Here is a 20769-nt window from a genome sequence, read left to right on the forward strand (position 1 = left end):
AGTGCCCCGACGTCCATTGGATCATCGAACATCATGTGGTTCCCTTGGTGCCTCGGCGTCGTCTCCCCACTCAGCCCAGGATCCGTCGTAGACCGACACATTCGTATAGCCAGCGGAGTGAAGCGCTCGAAAAGCCGCGCTTGCAGAGACACCGCCACCGCAATACAGAATCACTTCGTCGTCCTTGGACAATCCCAGGTCATGAGCCCGACGGAGTACGTCGTCATCTGGGATATACGTTCCGGTAGCGTTGAGCAACTGTGGTGCGGGAAACCGACGCGCGCCAGGGATGTGCTCACCTGACTCGAACCAGGTCTCATCCATACGGCAATCAAGGATTGCAGTCCCAAGCTCCAGTGATCCCATCACGTCGCTCTTCGTCAATCTAAGGCTGTCTCGCGGCGTCGCGACGAACTCGGCCTCGGTGATTGTGGGAATAGCAGACGATGTTGGACGCCCTTCTCGACACCATTTCTGCCATCCGCCATCGAGGACTCGTACTGCCCCGTGGCCGTAGTACGCCAAGGCCCAATACAGGCGTGACGCCATCAGGATCTCCGAATCGTCATAGGCGACGACCAGCGTCGAATTGCCAATGCCAACGGAGGACATCACAGCGGAGAACCGATCGGGTGGAGCGATCTGTCCCTCGACAGGGTCGTCGGGATCAGAGAGGTCTCGCAGCCAATGGAGATAGACGGCACCGGGTATGTGAGACGCTCGGTAGTCGCAAAGGCCCCTTTCCTCATCTTCGAGAGACCAGCGCAGATCGACAATGCGAATCTGCTCGTCTCCCATCCGGTCAGCGAGTTCATGAGTCGATATCAGACTCGGCGATTCCATCACGAAGGTGCCTCCTGTCCTTCCGTGCTGCCTTCGGTTCCGAGATAGAAGGCTGCTACTTGACTTGACCGTCTCATCTCGTTGACGGGGCCGCTTGCAGCAATGTTCCCGGTGTCGAGAACATAGACCCAGTCACAGAGTTCGAGCGCCAGATGTGTGTTCTGTTCTGCTAGCAGGATCGATGTGCCGAGCCGCTTGGTTTCCTCGAGCGAGGAGTAGATCCGCTCGACCAGCTGTGGTGCAAGTCCCATCGAGGGTTCGTCTAGTGCCAGTAGCCGAGGTTGAGCCATCAGCCCCCGCCCGATCGCAAGCATCTGCTGCTCACCACCAGATAGCAGCCCGGCGGGCATATTCGTCAGATCGGACAGCTCCGGAAAGAGGGAAAAGACATCGGCGAGCGAATCCGGACTTCGCCACGGCCGTGCCAGCCGCGGGGTCGCACCGACACGAAGGTTGTCGAGCACAGTTAGGGAAGGGAACACCCGCCGTCCTTCCGGCACAAGGCTGATTCCTTGGCGTGCAACTGAGTGGCCCGAGCGTCCAGTGATGTCGTTGCCGAGGAGGGCCACATTGCCGGTGATCGGTTTCTGTAATCCTGCGATTCCGCGCAATGTTGTCGTCTTGCCAGCTCCATTGGGGCCGAGCAGCGACACGACCGCCCCTTCGGGTACATCGATGGAGATCCCGTGGACTGCCTGGATGCGTCCATACGAGACCGTGAGGTCGCGCACCGAGAGCAGGCTATCTGGCACTGTCGGCTTCCCGGTCCACGCTCCGAACAGGTTGGCCAAGATACGCGGCGATCACTTGTGGATCAGACTGAACCTCGACGGGTGTTCCGTGAGCGATCGCTACACCATGATCCAGAACAAGAACTTCGTGCGACACGCCCATCACCAACTTGACATCGTGCTCGATTAGCACCACACCGATGCCTCGTTCTTGTAGATCCGCGATGAGATCTCGGACTGGACCGGTTCCATGCCTCGGTAGGCCGGCTGCGGGCTCGTCAAGGATAACCGCCTCGGGTTCGAGTGCGAGGAGGCGGGCGAGCTCAACCAGCTTGGCCTTACCGAACGGCAGACTGTCGACATCCTTGTGTGCGTCGTCGAGTAAGTGCATCGAGGCTAGGAGCCGCATGGCGAGCTCCCGCTGTGATGCCTCTTGAGCAGCACTTGACTTACTCCAGACGAGAGCATCCACAACGCGGTTTGGCCGATGAATATACGCGCCCATCAGCACATTGTTGACGGCGGAAAGCCCGGGAAACAACTCAAGATTCTGAAACGTCCTACCCAAACCCTCAGATGCTCGTTCGTTCACCGAGCTATTCGTCAAGTCCACGGACCCGACAAAGACTGTGCCGCGATCCGGCGTCACGAAACCTGACACGACATTTGCCAGCGTCGTCTTGCCCGCGCCATTCGGACCAATGAGGCCTAGTACCCGGCCTGGTACAACTGTCAAGGAAACCTCAGACAGAACTTGAACCCCGCCGAAATGCTTGGATATGTTCGATATCTGCAGCGGACGGGGATTCCGTGTTCGCATGTACTGTGTGGGCACCTCGATCGAATCGTCAAGTTCGCCAGGGCGATGAGGGCGATGACGCCGATAGAACCCATAGATGGACCCGACGAGCCCATCCGGTAAGACTTGAAGGACCACCAGGAACACGAGTCCGATGAGCAGCAAGCGTAGATTCGGTTGGTCACTGAGTCCCTCAGCTAATGCAACGAGCACGGCCGACCCGACGACTGGTCCGAGGACTGTTCCGCTACCACCTAGCGTCAATCCGACGAGGAATGTCACTGCGACAAAGAAGTCGAAGCTCGTGGGTGAGATGAACCGGGAATTGAAGACCTCGACAGAGCCAGCAAGCCCCGCTATCGCGGCACTCAAGACGAAGGCTGTGAGCCGAACTCGCTGGATATTGACCCCGGCAACGGCTGCGGCGGGTTCGGAGACCGCTGCGGCATGAAGGGACTGCCCGTACGGCGCAACGACGAGCCGCCGCACAATCCAGAAGACAACGATTGCGATCCCAGCTGCCAGCACATATCTCGTCATTGCCGAGTCCACAGCGAGAGGACCAAGCGTGAGGGGTGGGATTCCCCGCAGACCATTTGGCCCACCGGTGATATCAACGGCGCGACCGAAAACCAGGAAAAGCACCATGCCGGTCCCAAGCGTGGCCATAGCGAAGTAGATCCCGCGCAGCCGAAGGCTCGGAATCCCAATCGCCCAAGCCACCAGAGCCGCCGCAGCTGGCGCTACCCAGAACCCGATGGCCGTTGGAATGGCGAGCTTTGCCGTCAGTACTCCAGCGGTGTATGCCCCGAGCCCATAGAAGCCAGCGTGGGCCAGGTTGATCATTCGGCCATAACCAGTGATCAGGTTGAGGCCCATCAGTAGCGTGCTCAGAATGGCGAACCGCGCCAGCACCGACAGCTCATAGTCTGAGCTCCAGAACAGGGGCAGCACTACAAGGATGACGAGGAACGCGATGGTGTCCGCACCCACACCGATCCCCATGAGTTTCCGGCTCACGAGCGTAACAAGTCGACCATCAGACACGGTCCACCGAGACTTCCCGGAAGATTCCAGTCGGTCGAGCCAGCAAGATCCCAAGTAGAGCGACGAACGCTACGACATCCGCGTAGGCACTCGGACCGTATCCTGCTACGAAAGCCTCCGCAAGGCCGAGGATCAATCCTCCGATGATTGCACCGGCTGGACTTGCAAGGCCACCGATCACCGCCGCCGAGAATCCCTTCAATCCGAGCAAGGTTCCTGAGTCGAACGAGATAAGGGCAAGTGGTGTCAGCCCGATTCCCACAAGCCCTCCCAGAAGCCCTGCCAATCCAAATGACCACAGGAATGAACCCGTCGAAGACACGCCGTATGCCTCGGCGGTCTCTGGGTCATCGGCGGTTGCCCTCAGCCACAGCCCTCGGCGCGTGTACCGGAAGAAGAGCATCAAGAGCACAGCGGAGACGGCCATCATTGTGACATTCAGCAAAACCTGTCCATTGACTGTGGCGCCCGCGACGGTGATCGGGATTCTGTTCGTGAAGCCAGGTAGCTGGTACGTCTGCCGGTCGGTGGTGACCATCACTGCTGCCTTCAGTGCCACAGCGAAACCGATCGTCACGAGGGTCACCAAATGGGGGTTGTCGCGTGCTCGGCGCGTCGATGACACCAAGACCTGCGTCAGGAGTCCGGCGAAAAGGCCAGCCGACAACCCTGCAACGATTGGTATGAGAATGTGGACATCGAAGGCCTCGTACACCGCTCCTGCGACGACGCCACCGACCATCACATACTCACCCTGAGCGAAGTTGATGACCTTTGTCCCGCGATACACGAGCACAAACCCGAGAGCCACCATCGCGTAGATCGCGCCCGACCCCAAGCCGGAAACCACAACTCGGATGAGATGCGTCATCGTTCGCTCCTAAGACCCACCGTGAACACGGTACCTGTCTCGGGACCCCGAGTTCTCGGCAGTTGCGGTCCGAGACAGGTACCCAACGAGACCTACAACGAGGGCCAGACCAGGCTGAAGCGCTCGCCATTCCACTCGAATACAACCGCGTCGGACGCTTGGAGTCCGGCGTGTCGGTCGGCTGAGAAGTTGTACACGCCATTCAAGCCGACGAAGTCAGTGATGCTCTCAAGGGCCTTGGCAACCGCGGTGCCTTCTGTCGTGCCGGCACGTCTGATCGCTTCAGCGACGAGCATCATTCCATCATATGTCTGAGTAGCAAACACATTCGGAGCCTCGCCGAATGCGTCTACGAACGCGTCATGGAACTTGGTGAGGGCTTCCTTTTGCGCGTCTCCACCTGGAAGCTGGTCGTACACGGGCAGCTTCCCCGCGGTCAGGAGGGACCCCACGGAAGCATCTTCAGCCTGGACCATGTACCGACTATCGACGAATCCAAACCCGTTCTGCAGAAGGGCATCATCCTGCAGTCCAAGCTCGCTGGCGTTCTTGAGGAACACCACACCGGCGGGCGTGGCTGTCCATGCGAAGAATGTCTGGGGATTGTTCGCAGCCAATCGGGACAACTGTGGAGTGAGATCGGTCGTGGACGGATCGAAGGACTCAACGAACAGCTCAATACCCGCGGGAGGTGCCAATTCCTCTATGACTTCTAGGGCAGAGGTCCCGAATCCGGTCGTGTCCGGGAGGAAGGCTACTCTGGTGATACCACGGTCTTGCCAGAATTCGATTGTGCGCTCGATGATTTCGGTGTCGTTGAATGTGGACTTGAAAGTCAACTGCCGATCCTCGATCGGGCTGACGATCTGACGAGCGCCTTCTGTTGCCATGAAGACGATACCCGCCTCCTCCGTGATGTCGGCCATACCAAGCGCTATACCACTGGATGTTCCGCCACCGACAATGACATCTACTTGATCACTGGTAATCAGGCGACGCGTCTGGTCAATAGCGGTTGAGGCGTCTCCGGCGGGATCGTACATGATCCACTCGATGGGTCGACCATCGATTCCGCCCGCATCGTTGATCTGGTCCACGGCGAGCTGCATGCCTTGCTGCATCTTGTCGCCGAGATTGGCAAGTGGACCGGTCACCGAGAGCAGGGTACCGACCCGAATAGGTTCCATCTGGCCGCCGACGGTGGTGGTTGCACCCTGCTGGGCCTGTGTTGTGGTTGGTTCCTCGGACGAGTCCGAGCTGCATGATGCGGCGAGCATTCCGATCGCCAGGCCGATGGAGATGGTCTTTAATGAAGGCTTGAGCATGTCTTCTCCTGTTGCTTGTGGTTTCGGTGTCGTTGGATTCGTTCCTGCGTCAGCTCGGTTGAAGTGCGTACGGGGGATTCGGGTTCTTACGATGGGACGCTCGCGATGGCATCTACCTCGACGAGCCATTCTGGGTCGAGGAGTGATGAAACGAGCACGAAAGTGCTCGTCGGAAACGGCGGCTTCACGAAGCGAGCACGGGCGGCAGCGAAGGCTGAGAGATGATCGCGCAGACCATGAACACACCGAGTTTCAACACATACTCGAGCGATGACCCGCCCCGTTTCAAGACCGCTGAGAGATTGCGAAAGACCTGTTCGCACTGAGCCTCCGGATCCTGCCTTCCAACAAGGCTGCCTGCCGAATCGATCGGAATCTGGCCCGAAACGAACAGGAGTCCGGTACCAGAACCCGATCGGATAGCGTGGCTGTAGGACCCGGTTGGCGGGGCAATCTCGGGCACCGCTATTGCCGTGGTTGGCTCGTCGGGCATCAGCCAACGACACCCATGTCGAAGGCTCGCAGATCGTGTACCGGGAGGACATTGTCGCCACCAACATCCAGCATCCGAATCATGCTGTCGTACGCACCGATGACATCGACATGCCCGCCTGGCGGGATCACCTTGTATTCAATGTCGCCGAGATCTGCGGGGGGGTAGAAGTTCTCGCGAATCGTACACATGCCGCCAATCACGAACTTCCCGTTGCGAGTATCGACAACGACTGACTGTCCCCCGGGTGTGTGCCCTGGCGTCAGCATGAGTCGTAGACCTTCAGCCAACTGCTTGTCTCCTTCTACGAGGTCTAGGTCCATGTCCCCGATTTCTTCATAGATGTAGGGGGGGCAGTAGCCGCTCTTGAACAGTGGATGTGGAGGTAGAGCATCCCATTCGCTTCGCTGGAGGATGATCTTGCTCTTATGGAAGATTCGAGTGCTCATGCAATGGTCCCAATCGAGGTGAGTCAAGATCACCATGTCGATGTCATCGGGCGTCCAACCGCGTGCGGCCAGATGTTCTTCGATTGTCGTCACATCCTGCACATCGTCGAATGTCTGACCGACATGGACCAACGGTCGATCCGCCGGTCTGATATGTTCGACGTAGTCCGTCGCGCTGCAACCGACATCGACCAGGGCCCTGATCCCTTCCCCCTCGATCAGCCAGGAAACATAGGGCAGGTCGATGGTTTCACCCGCGTAGTGCATGTAGGTGAATCTGCTCTTCTCCCTGTGCGGTCCGTAGGCAACCACTAGGGGGGTGATTGTGAAAGTCATCCGAGGTCCTCCGCTGTCCTCGCCGACCTGGTGTCGACCGACTAGTCGGTTGTGACTATACCGATCGTGCTACGACCGCGCAAATCGTTGCTTCTGGCTGCCACACCGTGTCCGAGAGTGGCATGGTTCGGTCAAGCTCAGCGGTCCAGCTCCACCCCTTCGGTCTGGTCAACTGCACAGGAAACCACCGTCGACGGTGATCGTGTCGCCCGTGTGCCAGATCGAAGCATCCGAGGCGAGGTAGATGGCTATTCCGGCTAGGTCGCTCGGGCGGCCCCAGCGACCTAGCGGTACCCTCGGTTTGAGGTGCTTGGAGAAGTGGTCGCCATCGATGAACGAACTTGTCATTCCTGTGGAGACCCACCCCGGTGCGATCGCGTTCGCCCGGATTCCGTACGGCCCGTATTCAACGGCAATGCTTCTGATAACGGCTCGAACGGCTGCCTTCGTGGCAGCGTAGGGGGCGCCAAGCGGAAATCCTCGGTCCCCATAGACGGAGGATATGGCAATCAATGATCCCTGTTGCTGCGGTTGCATGTAGCGGAGTGCTTCTCGAAATGTCCAGAATGTACCGTCAAGGTTCACGGCCAGCACCGAGCGCCAGTCGGTGGCTTCCAGGTTGACCAATGGTGTCGAGGCTCCTCCTACGCCAGCGTTCGCGAACACGACATCAACTCGGCCAAGTTCGTCAACCGTGGCTGCAAAACCATCGGCAACCTCGTGCTCATTCGCAACATCGATCGGGAACGCAACGATACGGCAAGCTGATATTGCTCTGAGTTTCTCAAGTGCTGCCGAGTTTCGTGACGCGTTGCGACCCCAGATTGCCACCGAACCGCCAGCGGAGGCGATCGCCTCCGCTATGCCCAGGCCGATTCCATTGTTTCCACCCGTGACGAGCACGGACTTCCCCGCCAAGTCAAACAGTCCGCCCATCAGGAGCCTTTCTGTGCGTGAGTCGACCAACCTTGCGTTCACAAACGCGCTTGCCCAGCCGCCGACTCGTCGGCTCCAAGGCACGCATAAACCCATCGGAGACCCCGCGCTGTGTATTCGCCACGTCGCGCCGAACATCCAATCAGTCGTTTTCGTCGGTGTCATCCTACCGAAGGATTTGCTCGACCGCCTAGTCGGTTGGTACCGTACGGGTGCCAGGCATGAATCTGCTCGCTGCGGAGTTTCGAGGACTGCCGTGCGTGAGCTGGGTGAAGGACATGAAGAACACAAGAAGGGATGATCAACATGCTTCGGACCGCTGACCAGTTTCTAGAAGGACTGCATGACAACCGTCGGGTCGTCTACCGAGGGACGAAGGTTCAAGATGTGGTGGCACACTCGGAGATTGGAATTGCGGCTCGGCATGCATCTATCGATTTCGAGTTGGCCGAATCGCAGCAGTACAGAAAGCTTGCCGTCGCGACCGACGAGGACGGAGATTATTCGGCGTACTATCGCGTTCCTCGCACATCCGACCATCTCGCGGCGCGGTCTCGACTGATCGAGGCCGCGACAGCTCAGGGCGCGACGCTCGTCCTTCTCATAAAGGAGATTGGGACCGACGCCCTGTTCGCGTTGATGCGTGTTCTCCAGCGCTACGAACACGACGGATATGATCGGCTGATGTCCTTCTACGCGGAGTGTCGGGATAACGATCGTGCCCTCGCGGTTGCTCAGACCGATGTCAAGGGTGATCGCAGTCTTCGACCCTCCAAGCAACAGGATCCAGACTCCTACCTACGCGTGGTTGAACAGCGCAATGACGGAATCATCGTCCGTGGCGCGAAGGCTCACACCTCGTGCGCGCCTTATGTTGACAACATCATCGTCTTGCCAAGCCGAACCATGATGCCAGGAGACGAACCGTATTCAGTGTCCTTTCAGGTTCCAGCCGACACGGAGGGTCTGACATTCTATGTTTCGGATTTCCTCGATGGTGGAGAGCACCCATGGACTCATCCAGTGTCTCACGCTCACAAGATGCTCGACACTCTGACCGTCTTCGACGATGTCTTTGTACCCTGGGAAGATGTCTTCTTTATTGACTCGACCGAATTGGCAGGCGCAACAGCGCTCAGCTTTGTCGAGTTCCATAGGTTCACTGCTGTAAGCTACAAGCTGCCGCTGTTGGACGCATTCGTTGGTGCCGGTATCGCGATTGCGGAAGCCAACGGGATCTTGGCCGCCAGCCATGTCCGAGACAAGTTGACATGGCTTGCCGGGTACGCGGAGACCGTTCGGGGGCTGATCGAACTGGCCGCACAGAGGGCGACCACTGAGCACTCAATTGCGTATCCGCATGTTTTCACAACGAATCTAGCGAAGTGGACATTCGCCAGGGAGTTCCATGCTGCAATCGAGATCGTTCAGGATCTTGCTGGAGGACTGTTGGTCACGGGCCCGTCTGGCAAGGATTGGGAATCGCCAGAGGTGCGGCCGGTCCTCGAGAAGTACCTTGCAGGATCATGGCCGGCTGCTGAGCGCATGGCGATGATGAACCTGATCAGTGACCTTACGGCACGCCTCTACGCTGGCTACCAGTCCGTGCTCGCGATCCATGCCGAAGGTTCGCTGGAAGCTGAGAAGATGGCGATGTTCAGAGCTTACGATCCGAAGCCTGCGGTGACCTATGCGAAACACCTTGCGGGACTCGAACCGAATCGAGCTTGACCCGATCGAGTCGGAGGCCTGTGTAGGTCAGCACAGTCGAAGATTCCAGCTTGTTGGGCGAAACTGGAGAGGGACAGATGGTCGAGGCGGTTCGTTCGCTCATTCCTGATCCTGGGTGTTGATACGATCGGTCGCTGCAGCGCGTTCGCGCAGTTGGTGTTTCTGGGTTTTGCCTGTCGAGGTCTTCGGAAGGGGTCCGAAGACGACAACCTTGGGTGCTTTGTAGTGTGCGAGCGTGCTGCGCACCCATTCTACGATCTCACTCTCCTGCGCCGACTCGCCGTCTAGGAGTGTCACGAATGCCACTGGCACCTCTCCCCATTTTTCGTCGGACGTGGCGACAACTGCCGCATCTGATACTTTGGGATGCGACAGGATCACATTCTCAACCTCGATTGACGAGATGTTCTCGCCACCCGAGATAATGATGTCTTTGGATCTATCGCGGACCTCGATGTACCCATCTTCGTGCACCACAGCCAAGTCACCCGTGTGAAACCAACCGTCTCCCAGCGCATCCGAAGTGGCAATATCATCCCCGAAGTAGCCCGCCATGACTGTATTGGACCGAATCACGATCTCGCCAAGAGTTTCGCCGTCCGACGCCACATCGTCGCCGGTGTTATCAACAACACGCGCTGCCTCCACATTGACGGTTCGAACGCCCTGTCGCGAGATACGCTGGGCAAGCCTATCGACATCGAGTAGCGACCATTCGGGCTGAGGTTCACAAATCAACGATGGACCATATGTCTCGGTTAGACCGTACAGGTGCCGCACGTGGATTCCGAGGGATTGCATCCGCTCGATCACAGTGGGGGATGGAGGGGCACCCCCGGTTGCCACGATGACCTTGTGCGAATACTCCTGCTGGGGCCCACCTGTCGCCGTAGCCATCGCGTTGAGGATTACGGGCGCCCCACAGAAATGCGTAACACGCTCGCGCTCAATGATCTTGAGCACGCGATCGGGATCAAATGCTCTCAGCGAGACATGTAGTCCACCCGTCGCAGTTACGGCCCACGTCATGCACCAGCCATTGCAGTGAAACATCGGCAGGGTCCACAAGAAGACTGAACTCGAGTCAAGGCCCATGCCGAGGGCCTGTCCGAGAGCGTTGAGGTAGGCTCCCCGATGGGTGTAGACCGCGCCTTTGGGCCTTCCAGTCGTGCCCGACGTGTAGTTGATTGCAATGGGTTGGTCTTCATGCTTCGGAAGGCGAAGCGATTCGGAAGCAGCGGCACTCGACAGCCACTGCTCATAATCCTCATCCACCGTCCCAGCCCCTGACTCAGAATGAACAACGAGCATCCTCTCTATGGACGGGATCGTAGTGGCAGCATCCTCGATCCCCGCCAGAAGCGTCTGGTCAACGATGAGAACGCGGGGAAGTGCATCAGCGAGGATCTGCGAATACTCCCTCGAACTGAGCCGCGTGTTGAGCGCAACGAGGACACAGCCTGCGCCAGGTACGCCGAAGTGTGCCTCAAGCAGCTGTAGATCATTGGGAGCTAGGACGGCGACCCGATCGCCCTGATTGAGGCCCATCGCGATGAGTCCGTTCGCAAGCCTCGTTGTTCGGGTTCTGAATTCTGAATTCGTTATCCGCGATCCGTCACCGACCAAGACCGCAGCCTTGTGGGGAAAGACATCTGCAGTTCGATTCAAGAAGCTGATCGGACTGAGTGGGACACGATTTGCCTCCATACTGACCTCCGAGGTCTCATCGAGCACCGAGCCGTTTACGATGGTGCGATGCTGTATGCCGCGTTGTCTGACTAAAGCTTGTGATCTACAATAGCATTCGACCGCCTGGTCGGTCGAAGGGCGGAGCAGGTTAGCGATTCCGGTACGGATAGGGTGGAAGAATGGAAAACCAACCATCGCAGCTAGCGCAGCCACGAACAGATACCGGCGTGGGCCATGAGCGGCGAGCACAGATCGTCGATTATGCTGCCTCGCTGTTTGATGCCGAAGGTTACTGGCAAGCATCGATGGAACAGCTTGCGGAGGCTGTGGGCATTGCGAAACCCACCCTCTACCACTACTTCGCTGGCAAGGATGAGATCCTCTTTCGGATTCACCAAGAGTTCATTGTCGACCTGATTCGGCGCCAAGAAGACCCCGCCCGTCGATCGATGACTCCTCTGGATCAGCTGCGGGCCATCATGCGCGATGTTCTGTACTTGATGGAGCACAAGCGCGGGCATGTTCGGGTCTTCTTCGAACACTGGCGAGATTTATCAGAGACCGACCGCGATGTCGTCATGAAGCAAAGAGACCACTACCAGATGCTCGTGGAGCAAGTGATTGATGAAGGAATGGCCGAGGGGAGTCTCCGATCGCTCGATATTCGTCTCGTGACGCTCGGCATGTTTGGAATGTGCAACTGGGCCTACCAATGGTACCGCGCCGATCGTCGGCTCTCATCGGCAGCTGTTGCCGATTTCATGTTCGAATTGTTGCTCGAGGGGTTACGCGCCCGCTAGCCGCGATGGACCCACTCTCGATCCGATCTGCCTCTGCCGCAGTGGCCTTGCAACTGGCTGCAGCCGCGATGGTGTCGGGGAACCCAGCCCTCTCCACCGGCAAGGGATCACCGCCTCCTTGAAGCCATGACTAGGGCGTTGATGGCCATGTGCAGCTGCACACGCTGGCCTGCGTCTACGCCGACACTCCGAGTCTCCGGGTGAACAGGGCGAGGTACTCTGAACAGGCGGTGACGGCGCATTCGTTGCAGGAGTCCCCGAAGCTGTCGGGGTCGAGCGGCACGATGGTGGTCTCGAATCCGACACTTTGGTAGAGCTCTTCGAGTTCGGTGATCCGGCTGGGGTCGGTGACCGTGCGTTGCATCCACCCGGCGGCGTGGAGTTCTTCGCCGTTGAGTACAGCGATCTCCTCGGCGCAGTAGACCGCGGAAACGAGCGCCGGCTCACCAATCGCGGACTCGAAGACCTCGTTCATGCCGGGACTGCTGCCTCGACCTTCTCCTGTGCGAGCTTCTCGAGTCTGCGTCGACCGAGGATCGCGCAACCGAGCGCTGATACGAACTGGACCAGCTCGGGATCTGGCACATTGACCTCGGCGTCGAGCGCCGCAGCAACGGAGCGGCCCATCGTCTCGAACCGCAAGATGCCCCCGATGAGGGTGTACTCGGGTTCGGCCCGGACCCGCTTCATCAGCTGCACCGACCGACCCGTCAACGATTCCATGGCTCCTTGCATGATGTCTGCCGGTGGTGTCCCAATCGACAGGTGGTTGATCACCTCGGACTCAGCGAACACCGCGCACACACCCGAGATCGGCACCGGGTCCTTCGAGGTGGTCATCAGGGCGCTGATCTCTTCGGTGGTGTAACCCATGTAGCGGGCGGTCTTTTCGAGGAACGCGCCGGTCCCTGCCGCACACTTGTCGTTGAGACGGAACGACTGCACCTGGGCCGACTCGTCGACCCGCGAAGCCTTCATCGTCTGACCGCCGATATCGAGGATCGTACGCGTCCCAGGGAAGAGGAAACACGCGCCACGGGCACTTGCCGTGAGGTCGGTCACATGGATGTCCTTGAAATCCACCTGGTGACGACCCGCCCCCGTTGCGATCACATAGTCGATGTCGTCCTCGGTCAGACCGGCCGCTTCAAGAGCCTCGTCATACATCGCCCGAGCGACCTCACGGAGCTTGAATCCGGTCGGTCCAACGATCTTGGCGAGCAGCTCACCTTCCTCGTCCTGGATCACGACCTTGGTGTAGGTCGAACCGACATCAATGCCTGCTGTGACAATCACGATGACACCCCCGCTCCTGAACCAACGGGATTGCGGCCCGCCTTGACATTGTCAAGAGCGAACAGCGCCGCTCCGAGTGCTCCCATGTAGTGGCAGTCCTCACTGATGTTGAGATGCTTGCCGAGCCGTTCTTCGAGCGCCTTGACCATGCCCTTGTTGCGAGACACACCCCCGGTGAAGGTGACCTCATCGTTGATCCCGACCCGTCGCATGAGGCCTGCGGACCGTGAAGCGATCGAAGTGTGCACACCCCACAAGATGTCCTCGATCTTCTTTCCCTTTCCGATCCAGGCGAGCACCTCGGACTCTGCGAACACGGTGCAGGTCGTGGAGATCTTGATCGGCTTGGTGCTCTCGAGCGACACCGGACCGAGATCATCGAGGGGGATGTCCAACGCGGCGGCTGCGGCACCGAGGAAGCGGCCCGTTCCCGCTGCACACTTGTCGTTCATGCAGAAGTCGGTGATCTCGCCGTTCTCGTCAACGGAGATGGCCTTGGTGTCCTGCCCTCCCATGTCGACCACGGTGCGGGTGTTGGGGAACAGGTGTACCGCACCCCGGCCGTGGCAGCTGATCTCGGTCACCTGGCTGTTGCCGAAGGTGACGCGGTAGCGGCCATAGCCGGTCCCGACCACATACTCGACTTCACGCTCGTCGATCCCTGCCTCCTCGCGGGCCGCCACATAGGCGTTCTCCGCGGCGTGGATCACATTTGCGCCGGTGTCCATGAGTGAGCGCCCGACGATGTTTCCGTCTTCGTCGATGATGATTGCTTTGGTTTGTGTTGAGCCGACATCGACTCCTGCTGCATATGCCAACGAGATCACCTCATCCTTTCTGTCCGGCGAGCGCCTGACGCTCCCGGGATGCGAGGCCTTCGAAAAAGGCATCGATGCGGTTCTTCATTTGTGCTTCCGAGACGACCCTGCGGTCCATCATGTCCGATTCGATGAACAGCGACGGGATGCCGAGTTCGTCCGTCATGTGCTTCCGACCGTCGGCGAGACCGGTCGACACGGTGCGGCAGCTCTTGATCGGGTGGTAGATGACCCCATCGATGTTGAAGTTCTCTGCCATGTCCTTGATGGCGACATTCTGGTGGAACATCGAGTCCATCGCGTCCCGCACACTGACGAGCACACCTTCGGCGAGGCTCGCGATCGGATCGTCGAGATCGTATTGGAATCCCCGATTCGTGCCACCTGAGGCAAACCACAGGTAGGTCGAATTGACAAAGGTGCCGCCCCACTCGGTGAACAGCTCGTTGAACCGGCGGAAGATCGGGTAGCACGGGACACCGACGAACACGAGCCGGTACCGCTCATCGATCGCTTGGCCGATACCGTTGGCTGCCTTGTACTCCATCTCCTCGACGAGTCGCTCGAAGTACTCTGCCCCCTCTCTGGTGCCGCGAAGGCCGTTGGCAACACCGAGATAGATCGTGCCGTCGGTCAAGGCGTTGAACAGCGACGGGGTCGCCGCGTTGAGCTCGAGAATCCGTTCCCACGATCGGCTCATCGTGTTGGCGTACCCGAGCACCTCGCGGAACTTGTCGATATCGAACTTCGTGCCGGTGAGCTCCTCACACAGCGAGATCAGCTCGTGGAGCTGCACCTCGACATACTTGCGGTCGGCATCGAAGTCAATGTCGCCCTTCCAGGTGACGAGCCCCTCCTGGCGGGTGCCCGGAACATCGATCGTGAACATCGGCGTGTCGTACATCCGCTCCCAGATCTCGGCCCACTTGATGTAGGTGTTGCAGGCGTTGGTGAGCACGGTCAGGCCCGGCTTGGGGATCTGCGCCATCGGGTGCTCGCCTCCGCGAAGCTGTGTGCCGACATCGGCTTTCACATAGCCACAGATGTCGGGGGAGTAGCCGTAGTCCTCGGCTTCCTCGAGATACTCGTGGGCAACCCTGCGCACTGCCGTCTGGAGCGAGTTGATCTCAGGGAAAGTGACGGGGAAGTCAAAGGTCTTGAGGACCTCGTTGATCGAGCCCATCACGAACACATAGGCGGCGTCCTTGCCTTCCTTTGCTGCGGTGTCGAGTTCGGTGAACCAATCCCGGAAGAGATCGGCGCCTTCCCGGTTGCCTCTTCCAACGATGTCTTTGGTCTGTGTCGTCATCGGTGTCTCCTCGTGGTGCGGTTGATCATGCGAACAACAGGTTCTCTGCGAAGGTCTCGAGCTGGAGTTCGAGCTGGTCGAACGAGGTCATCAGCTCTTCGAATTCGCTCACGAAGTAGGCGATCTCGTCCTCGTCGAGGGTGTGGGTATAGGTGACCTGCTCCTCAAGGCCGGGTTCACACATCTTGGCTGCGGCCAGAATCGCCGCATCGGCCCTCGCGTTCGCGATGCGGTCCTTGAGCATCTTCTCCTTCGGCTTGCGAAGGTCGTGTTGAACCGGGCTGTAGGACGAACGATCGATATAGGACTCTGCGAGCTGGCGCAGCGGTGTGCCGGTCGTTGGAACATCCTCGGTGATGTATCGCAGGCCAATGAGGAAGTCGTCATCGACGACATAGCAGGTCCGCCCCAGCATCCGGATGAGGTCAAACGGCGGCTGTTCGCAAAAGCCCCCCTCGAAGACCACCCTGATGCGGTCCTCCTTCTTGAGATCCCGTTCGTGGATCATCGGGAGCAGGGTGGCCATCATCTCGTTGTGTTCCTCTCGAGGCATCATCCCGGCGAGCGCCACCAGTGCGTAGGCGTCCTCGGCGGCGATGAGCCACGGCTTGTCCCGCTTGATCGTGTACAGCTCCCTCAACAACCTGCGGTTCTCGTTGAACACATCGATCGATGCCCACAGATCGTCTTCGGTGATGGTGGCCCCGGTGATCTGCTCGGCGAGTCTTCTGATCCGATCGTATTCGTTCACGAGGTAGTCGACGCTGCCAGCCGAGTTCGGGTTCTGGGGCAGATAGAGGATCTGCGCGGGATAATCGAGGTTCCGGCCCCAGATGGCCGCGAGGTTCCGGGCGGCGTCACAGATGGGGTGGGAGATGAACATGTCCATCTCAACCGTGTTCGAAAGGGCGAGCTCGAGGGATGTCTTGAGGATGGAGCACAGATACGAGCCGAAATGGGAGTCGGCGCTCGACGGCTCGAGTGGGGCGCCTCTGACCTTGAACGGCAGCATGCCCGCGGCGTGCACGATCTCCTCGGGGAAATAGACCTGGAAGTGGCCTGCAACCTTGCCTCCCTGGTCGCGCCAGCGGCGCACCGTCTCGAACTCGGAGCCTTCGACCATGTCGCGGCATTCGACGAGCGCATCGTCGAGCGACTTGCCGCGCCACTCGGTGAACACGCCTGTGGTGGCCAATGTCATTCGTTTCCTCCGTTGTGTTTGGCTGCTGCCCCGTCGAAGAACAGGTCGAGCAGGTGATCAAGGCGGGCGCTCGCGCTGCCGAGCGAGTCGTCGGCGTAGCGGCTCACCGCAACCTCCACGAGTGCGACGAACCACCACGACAAGAGACGAGGATCTCCCTGCGCGAGCTCGCCGTCGGCGATACCGTCGGCGATGATGGCTTCGATTTGGCGGGGGAGGGCCATCTGGTATGCCCGTACCAGTTGGGTGCGTTCGTCGCCCGAGAAGGTGTTGATGTCACGCCGGACAAGCCCGGCAAGACGCCGCTCCTCGGGTGGGAGAGCGAGGAAGTCACCGGTCAGCTTGGCGAGGCGGTCTCGGCAGGTCCCCTCCATGGCGACCGCCTCGGAGAAGAGGTCCCGCTTTGCTGCGAAGTCGTCGAGCATCATCGATGCGTAGACGCTCTCCTTGGAAGGGAAGTGGTGATAGAGGCCCCCCTTGGTGACGCCAGCCGCCGTCGCGATCATGTCCATCGTGACATCGGCGTAGGTGCGCGACACAAACAGGCTCTTGGCCGCCGCGATGATCTTGGCGACGGTGGTCTCGGATCTCGAGAGCGTTGCTGAAGTGCTGCTTGCCATCCGTACTTCCAACTTCCTACCGGCCGACTACATACCGACTGGCCGGTTTGTTCCAGAGTATCAGACTGAGAAACCTTCTGTCAACCCGAAGAATCGGGCTCTCGCTCGTCTCCGTGTTCGTCCGGGGCGCCCGACATCGAAGGCCGCTGCGACACCTACGCTCCTCGTCGAGTGAGGGAGGTCAGATGATGAAGTGAATGATTCCGATCGGCACGGCACTGGTTCTCGTGGCTGCCGCGTGTGGCGGCGGCGACGATGCGAACGATGTGACATCGACGGTGGCGGCTGCCGGTGCTTCGGCAACCAACAACCCAACGACGACGGTGGGGTCCGATCCGATGCCGCCGCCGGGTGGCAACGGGATCGCAACCCTCACGGTCGGTGACGAGACCTATGAGTTCGACAACTGCTACTGCATCGCAGGTCCCGACAACACGGGCAATGCATGGGTTCCGTTCTCCTCGGGTGCGATGGGGACGGTTGACGGTGTCCGGGTGTAGCTCGATGCGTCGATCCAGGATACGGATGAACAGGGGGGCATGGGAGGCGAAGGGACCATTCAGTCCGTGACCCTCAACGACATCGACGACTTCGAGAATCCGAGCGTCAGCTGGGAGGCGACAACCGGCTTTACCGGCGCTCCCGACGGGGTCATCGTGTACGACGGTGCATCGGTGACAGCCGACGCGACCTTCGACGACTTCAGAACCGATGAGATCGAGGCCATCCCCGGCACCCTCACCGCGATCTGCTCGTAACCTGACGGCGATTGCCGGTCAGCCGGCGATGACGGATGCCTTCGGCGCTGTTGGTGGCGCCGCAGCGACATCGGTTCGACGGGTTGCCGTTGCCCGGAAGCTGTTCGACTGTGACAGGGCAAGGACACCGATGAACACGGACGCGCTCTGGAGCGTGCTGTGGAGGCCGATGCCCCCAGCGACCAGACATGCGATCCCGATCGCGGTCAGCCGGTCCTTCCGCCCGAGTGCCGTCAGCGCTGCGTACAGGGCGGCGCCGAACGCCGCTCCGTACGCGACGGGGCCGAAGTAGCCGGCGAGGCCGAGGTTCCACAGCATGAGTGTCTCGATGGTCGCCGGCTGCGCGGCGAGGAGCCCTGCCAAGGCGCCTCCCGTCAGAACGGAGATGACGACGGGACGCCGCTGCGGGCGGCCCCAGACGAGGATCACCAGGGAAGCCGCGGCGGCGAGAGCAAGCAGCTCGGCCACGGTGAGGATGCCGGTCACCGGGAGGGTGGTGCCCGGCACGGTCTTCCCTACGATCGTCGGGACCGCCGCAACGGCGAATGCTGCGGCGAACAGGAACGATGGAATCACCCGGACGACGGGTGTGTCGCGTGAGATCACGCCGAGGATGGGTACCGCCACGATCGCAAGCACGATCACGACATCGGTGGCGGGCTCCGACACCAGGTCGAGCGGTGCCGCGACGGCTGCGGCGAGGAACGCACCAAGGACACCGACGAGCGCCCATCGGCGTCGTGAGGCTGCGGTCAACAGCAATCCGACAATGGTCGCTGCGACGAGGATCACCGCAGCATTGAACGCGAGCCTTCCCAGTTCGGAGACCACGCGAAAGCCGATCTCGATCTCGCCGAGCCCCGGGATGTTGATGGCCGTGCGCGTCGCGACGCGCAACAGCACCAGTTCGATCAGCAGGGCGATGGCGGCGAAGCCAGCGATGGTGACGGTATCGAATTCACGCGCCCGTCCCTGCTGCCCCACCGGTCACCCCTCGCTCGAGGCCTCATCCCCTTCCCAGGCCGACGGGCGGCCGAAGGCGACGAGGAGGAGCCCGATCACCACCGCAGCGATGACCACGAGGCCAAGGGTGCCCCACGGGAACGGCGTATCAGACGGGGGAACCACCGGCGGCTGCAAGGCATCGCCGCCTGCGATCTCCATCCGCAGGAACTGCGAAACCGACTTCTGGCCGTTGCGGTCCTCGTTGGCGCCATCCCACACGGCGACGGCGACATCGACCGTGTCCCCAACCGCGAAGGTCGGCTGGTTCTCACCGGGAGCCGCGAAGGGGCGTGCGAAGGTGACCGACCAGCCGAGGTCGCCGTGGACGCCCTCTCCGCCGATCACCTGCTCGGCAAGCGGGGACAGGGTACCGAAACCACCGGCGACAAGGTTCTGGATAACCGTGCCGAGATCCTGGATGTTCCCTGCGGCACGGGCCGGATAGTAGAGGTCGTCCTCGGACGGGTAGAGGTCCACATAGCCGCGATCGGGGAGTGGTGACACGCCTTGTTGAGCATCGGCGCGCCAGTGCCAGATGTTCACCGCAGTGTCTGCCTGACCCATGCAGATGGCGGGTACCGTCGAAGCGGCGACCGACGGGAACTGCACGGCCACGGCATCGGCGAAGGTGTTGACCGCGGCCGTCGACAGGTCGGGAGTCGGGTCGGGCCACGAGAGATTGACATACAGCATGTCGTTGTAGTGGACCGCCCGCACATTCACCGAGGGGATCCCTCCGGTGCTCATCGGCGGCGTCACATTCTGTGCCGTGAGCTGCACGAGGGTCGCAGGGGTATCCGTCCACACCTGACTCGCCGGATCCATGCCGGGGTCGGTGTCGGTTTGCCATGCGGTGAGCACGGTGGACTGTGCCGCGGCCGGCGCCACATCGAACAGCCGGAAGCCGATGGCCACCACGAGTACGAGCACGAGCGCGAGCAAGCGCTTCGTGTTGGTGCTGAGTGTTGCAATACGCGTCATAGCGGCTCCCCACATGAGAATCCCACTTCGTCCCAGCGGATCTTCGGATCGGCCACCGCCGTGGCGATCCCGTCCGGCCCCATGGCGGCCCCGAGATCGGGCTCCCCTGGAACCACATCCATCGAATCCATCTCCGCCTCGAGCCAGAGCGCAAGGAGGTTGCCGAACGCCACATAGAACGGATGATCGGACACAGCAGCGACGCGCCTTCCATAGTCCGGCACCCATCCTCCGACATGATCCTGCAGGAACAACGCCTGGGTCTCGACGCAGAAGGCAGCGTTGTCGAGTTCGCCTTCACTCAGCGCCAGCGCCTGTTTGAGGGCGAGGAATCCGAGGAATTCGAGTTCGGAACCGACGCCGTCGGGACGATCCCGTCGCTCACCGCCCTGCTTGAGACCGTGGGCCCGATAGAACCCTGCCACATCGGCCATCACCTGGCCCTGCCGGAACACATCGTGTTTGGAGTAGGCGGTCTCGTACGAAGGCGCGTCCTGTGACTCGACGGCGGGGAACAGGACACGGTGCGCAGCTTGGAGCGATGCCAGATCCGTATCGGATGCTTCCACGATCGCGATGCGGCACTCGTCGAGGGCACGATCCTCGAACTCCACATGACGGAGGGATCCCACATCGGGGACCGCCTTGGGGTAGGGGACCACCCGAGCGAGGAAGCCGTACACATCAGCCCTGATGGCGGCTTCGATCCGTTCCTGTGTTGCTGTTGTCAT

Annotated in this window: 22 protein-coding genes; 4 read left to right on the top strand and 18 right to left on the bottom strand. The window is 60.3% G+C overall.

Annotated features, from left to right (window positions below):
• Positions 1-21: 21 nt before the first annotated feature.
• The 8 genes from R2823_05210 to R2823_05245 form a co-directional block, all read right to left on the bottom strand.
• A complete protein-coding gene (locus tag R2823_05210) occupies positions 22-843 on the bottom strand; it encodes a sulfurtransferase (protein ID MEZ5175586.1) in 822 nt (273 codons plus the stop codon).
• The gene (locus R2823_05215) at positions 843-1574 is read right to left on the bottom strand and encodes an ABC transporter ATP-binding protein (protein MEZ5175587.1); all 732 of its coding nucleotides are present in this window, start codon (positions 1572-1574) and stop codon (positions 843-845) included. Before R2823_05215 ends, R2823_05210 begins: the two co-directional genes overlap by 1 nt.
• A gap of 10 nt (positions 1575-1584) precedes the next feature.
• Positions 1585-3393: a branched-chain amino acid ABC transporter ATP-binding protein/permease gene (locus tag R2823_05220; GenBank protein MEZ5175588.1), complete on the bottom strand. Its 1809-nt coding sequence runs from the start codon at positions 3391-3393 to the stop codon at positions 1585-1587.
• A gap of 19 nt (positions 3394-3412) precedes the next feature.
• A complete protein-coding gene (locus tag R2823_05225; GenBank protein MEZ5175589.1) occupies positions 3413-4291 on the bottom strand; it encodes a branched-chain amino acid ABC transporter permease in 879 nt (292 codons plus the stop codon).
• 92 nt (positions 4292-4383) lie between these two features.
• On the bottom strand, positions 4384-5745 hold the full coding sequence (locus R2823_05230) for an ABC transporter substrate-binding protein (protein ID MEZ5175590.1): 1362 nt from the start codon (positions 5743-5745) through the stop codon (positions 4384-4386).
• 55 nt (positions 5746-5800) lie between these two features.
• Complete coding sequence (locus tag R2823_05235) at positions 5801-6109, bottom strand: RidA family protein (protein MEZ5175591.1); 309 nt, start codon at positions 6107-6109, stop codon at positions 5801-5803.
• Entirely contained in the window at positions 6109-6894 is a 786-nt protein-coding gene (locus tag R2823_05240; GenBank protein ID MEZ5175592.1) for an N-acyl homoserine lactonase family protein, read from the bottom strand. Before R2823_05240 ends, R2823_05235 begins: the two co-directional genes overlap by 1 nt.
• A 168-nt stretch (positions 6895-7062) precedes the next feature.
• Positions 7063-7830 carry an SDR family oxidoreductase gene (locus R2823_05245; GenBank protein MEZ5175593.1) on the bottom strand — a complete coding sequence of 256 codons (768 nt, stop codon included), beginning with the start codon at positions 7828-7830 and terminating at the stop codon, positions 7063-7065.
• 306 nt (positions 7831-8136) lie between these two features.
• Here R2823_05245 and R2823_05250 point away from each other — a divergent pair, with 306 nt between their 5' ends.
• Positions 8137-9561 (top strand): 4-hydroxyphenylacetate 3-hydroxylase N-terminal domain-containing protein, encoded by a 1425-nt coding sequence (locus R2823_05250; protein MEZ5175594.1) that lies wholly within the window; start codon positions 8137-8139, stop codon positions 9559-9561.
• 99 nt (positions 9562-9660) lie between these two features.
• Here the strand turns inward: R2823_05250 and R2823_05255 are convergent, their stop codons facing one another.
• A complete protein-coding gene (locus R2823_05255; protein ID MEZ5175595.1) occupies positions 9661-11445 on the bottom strand; it encodes an AMP-binding protein in 1785 nt (594 codons plus the stop codon).
• Here R2823_05255 and R2823_05260 point away from each other — a divergent pair.
• A complete protein-coding gene (locus R2823_05260) occupies positions 11430-12050 on the top strand; it encodes a TetR/AcrR family transcriptional regulator (GenBank protein MEZ5175596.1) in 621 nt (206 codons plus the stop codon). The genes R2823_05255 and R2823_05260 overlap by 16 nt on opposite strands.
• Positions 12051-12225: 175 nt before the next feature.
• Here R2823_05260 and R2823_05265 read toward each other — a convergent pair whose 3' ends face one another.
• Genes R2823_05265 through R2823_05290 form a run of 6 tightly spaced genes read right to left on the bottom strand, consistent with a single transcriptional unit; the run spans position 12226 to position 17294 of the window.
• The gene (locus tag R2823_05265; GenBank protein ID MEZ5175597.1) at positions 12226-12525 is read right to left on the bottom strand and encodes a hypothetical protein; all 300 of its coding nucleotides are present in this window, start codon (positions 12523-12525) and stop codon (positions 12226-12228) included.
• Complete coding sequence (locus R2823_05270; protein ID MEZ5175598.1) at positions 12522-13346, bottom strand: acyl-CoA dehydratase activase; 825 nt, start codon at positions 13344-13346, stop codon at positions 12522-12524. Before R2823_05270 ends, R2823_05265 begins: the two co-directional genes overlap by 4 nt.
• Entirely contained in the window at positions 13343-14173 is an 831-nt protein-coding gene (locus tag R2823_05275; protein ID MEZ5175599.1) for an acyl-CoA dehydratase activase, read from the bottom strand. The genes R2823_05270 and R2823_05275 overlap by 4 nt, the downstream gene beginning before the upstream one ends.
• A gap of 1 nt (position 14174) precedes the next feature.
• The gene (locus R2823_05280; GenBank protein MEZ5175600.1) at positions 14175-15473 is read right to left on the bottom strand and encodes a 2-hydroxyacyl-CoA dehydratase family protein; all 1299 of its coding nucleotides are present in this window, start codon (positions 15471-15473) and stop codon (positions 14175-14177) included.
• A 25-nt stretch (positions 15474-15498) separates the two neighbouring features.
• Positions 15499-16674, bottom strand: coding sequence for a 2-hydroxyacyl-CoA dehydratase (locus R2823_05285; protein MEZ5175601.1), 1176 nt, complete (start codon positions 16672-16674; stop codon positions 15499-15501).
• Positions 16671-17294 (bottom strand): TetR/AcrR family transcriptional regulator, encoded by a 624-nt coding sequence (locus R2823_05290; GenBank protein ID MEZ5175602.1) that lies wholly within the window; start codon positions 17292-17294, stop codon positions 16671-16673. The genes R2823_05285 and R2823_05290 overlap by 4 nt, the downstream gene beginning before the upstream one ends.
• Positions 17295-17491: 197 nt before the next feature.
• Between R2823_05290 and R2823_05295 the strand changes: the two genes are divergently transcribed.
• Entirely contained in the window at positions 17492-17794 is a 303-nt protein-coding gene (locus R2823_05295) for a hypothetical protein (protein MEZ5175603.1), read from the top strand.
• 66 nt (positions 17795-17860) lie between these two features.
• Positions 17861-18052, top strand: a complete 192-nt coding sequence (locus tag R2823_05300; GenBank protein MEZ5175604.1) for a hypothetical protein — start codon at positions 17861-17863, stop codon at positions 18050-18052.
• An 18-nt stretch (positions 18053-18070) separates the two neighbouring features.
• Here the strand turns inward: R2823_05300 and R2823_05305 are convergent, their stop codons facing one another.
• The 3 genes from R2823_05305 to R2823_05315 are packed head-to-tail and all read right to left on the bottom strand — an operon-like array spanning position 18071 to position 20769.
• Entirely contained in the window at positions 18071-19036 is a 966-nt protein-coding gene (locus tag R2823_05305; GenBank protein MEZ5175605.1) for a hypothetical protein, read from the bottom strand.
• A gap of 3 nt (positions 19037-19039) precedes the next feature.
• Positions 19040-20038, bottom strand: a complete 999-nt coding sequence (locus R2823_05310) for an ethylbenzene dehydrogenase-related protein (GenBank protein MEZ5175606.1) — start codon at positions 20036-20038, stop codon at positions 19040-19042.
• The gene (locus R2823_05315) at positions 20035-20769 is read right to left on the bottom strand and encodes a molecular chaperone TorD family protein (GenBank protein ID MEZ5175607.1); all 735 of its coding nucleotides are present in this window, start codon (positions 20767-20769) and stop codon (positions 20035-20037) included. Before R2823_05315 ends, R2823_05310 begins: the two co-directional genes overlap by 4 nt.

The organism is Acidimicrobiia bacterium (assembly GCA_041393965.1).
GTDB lineage: Bacteria > Actinomycetota > Acidimicrobiia > Spongiisociales > UBA5794 > UBA5794.

What these genes read in the sequence shown, in the direction of transcription:
- R2823_05240 (MEZ5175592.1), bottom strand. Translation starts at nt 6,894, where the DNA reads ATGACTTTCACAATCACCCCCCTAGTGGTTGCCTACGGACCGCACAGG.
- R2823_05295 (MEZ5175603.1), top strand. Translation starts at nt 17,492, where the DNA reads ATGATTCCGATCGGCACGGCACTGGTTCTCGTGGCTGCCGCGTGTGGC.
- R2823_05250 (MEZ5175594.1), top strand. Translation starts at nt 8,137, where the DNA reads ATGCTTCGGACCGCTGACCAGTTTCTAGAAGGACTGCATGACAACCGT.
- R2823_05290 (MEZ5175602.1), bottom strand. Translation starts at nt 17,294, where the DNA reads ATGGCAAGCAGCACTTCAGCAACGCTCTCGAGATCCGAGACCACCGTC.
- R2823_05255 (MEZ5175595.1), bottom strand. Translation starts at nt 11,445, where the DNA reads ATGGTTGGTTTTCCATTCTTCCACCCTATCCGTACCGGAATCGCTAAC.
- R2823_05225 (MEZ5175589.1), bottom strand. Translation starts at nt 4,291, where the DNA reads ATGACGCATCTCATCCGAGTTGTGGTTTCCGGCTTGGGGTCGGGCGCG.
- R2823_05265 (MEZ5175597.1), bottom strand. Translation starts at nt 12,525, where the DNA reads ATGAACGAGGTCTTCGAGTCCGCGATTGGTGAGCCGGCGCTCGTTTCC.
- R2823_05230 (MEZ5175590.1), bottom strand. Translation starts at nt 5,745, where the DNA reads ATGGCTCGTCGAGGTAGATGCCATCGCGAGCGTCCCATCGTAAGAACC.
- R2823_05310 (MEZ5175606.1), bottom strand. Translation starts at nt 20,038, where the DNA reads ATGACGCGTATTGCAACACTCAGCACCAACACGAAGCGCTTGCTCGCG.
- R2823_05285 (MEZ5175601.1), bottom strand. Translation starts at nt 16,674, where the DNA reads ATGACATTGGCCACCACAGGCGTGTTCACCGAGTGGCGCGGCAAGTCG.
- R2823_05210 (MEZ5175586.1), bottom strand. Translation starts at nt 843, where the DNA reads ATGGAATCGCCGAGTCTGATATCGACTCATGAACTCGCTGACCGGATG.
- R2823_05260 (MEZ5175596.1), top strand. Translation starts at nt 11,430, where the DNA reads ATGGAAAACCAACCATCGCAGCTAGCGCAGCCACGAACAGATACCGGC.
- R2823_05280 (MEZ5175600.1), bottom strand. Translation starts at nt 15,473, where the DNA reads ATGACGACACAGACCAAAGACATCGTTGGAAGAGGCAACCGGGAAGGC.
- R2823_05315 (MEZ5175607.1), bottom strand. Translation starts at nt 20,769, where the DNA reads ATGACAACAGCAACACAGGAACGGATCGAAGCCGCCATCAGGGCTGAT.
- R2823_05245 (MEZ5175593.1), bottom strand. Translation starts at nt 7,830, where the DNA reads ATGGGCGGACTGTTTGACTTGGCGGGGAAGTCCGTGCTCGTCACGGGT.
- R2823_05235 (MEZ5175591.1), bottom strand. Translation starts at nt 6,109, where the DNA reads ATGCCCGACGAGCCAACCACGGCAATAGCGGTGCCCGAGATTGCCCCG.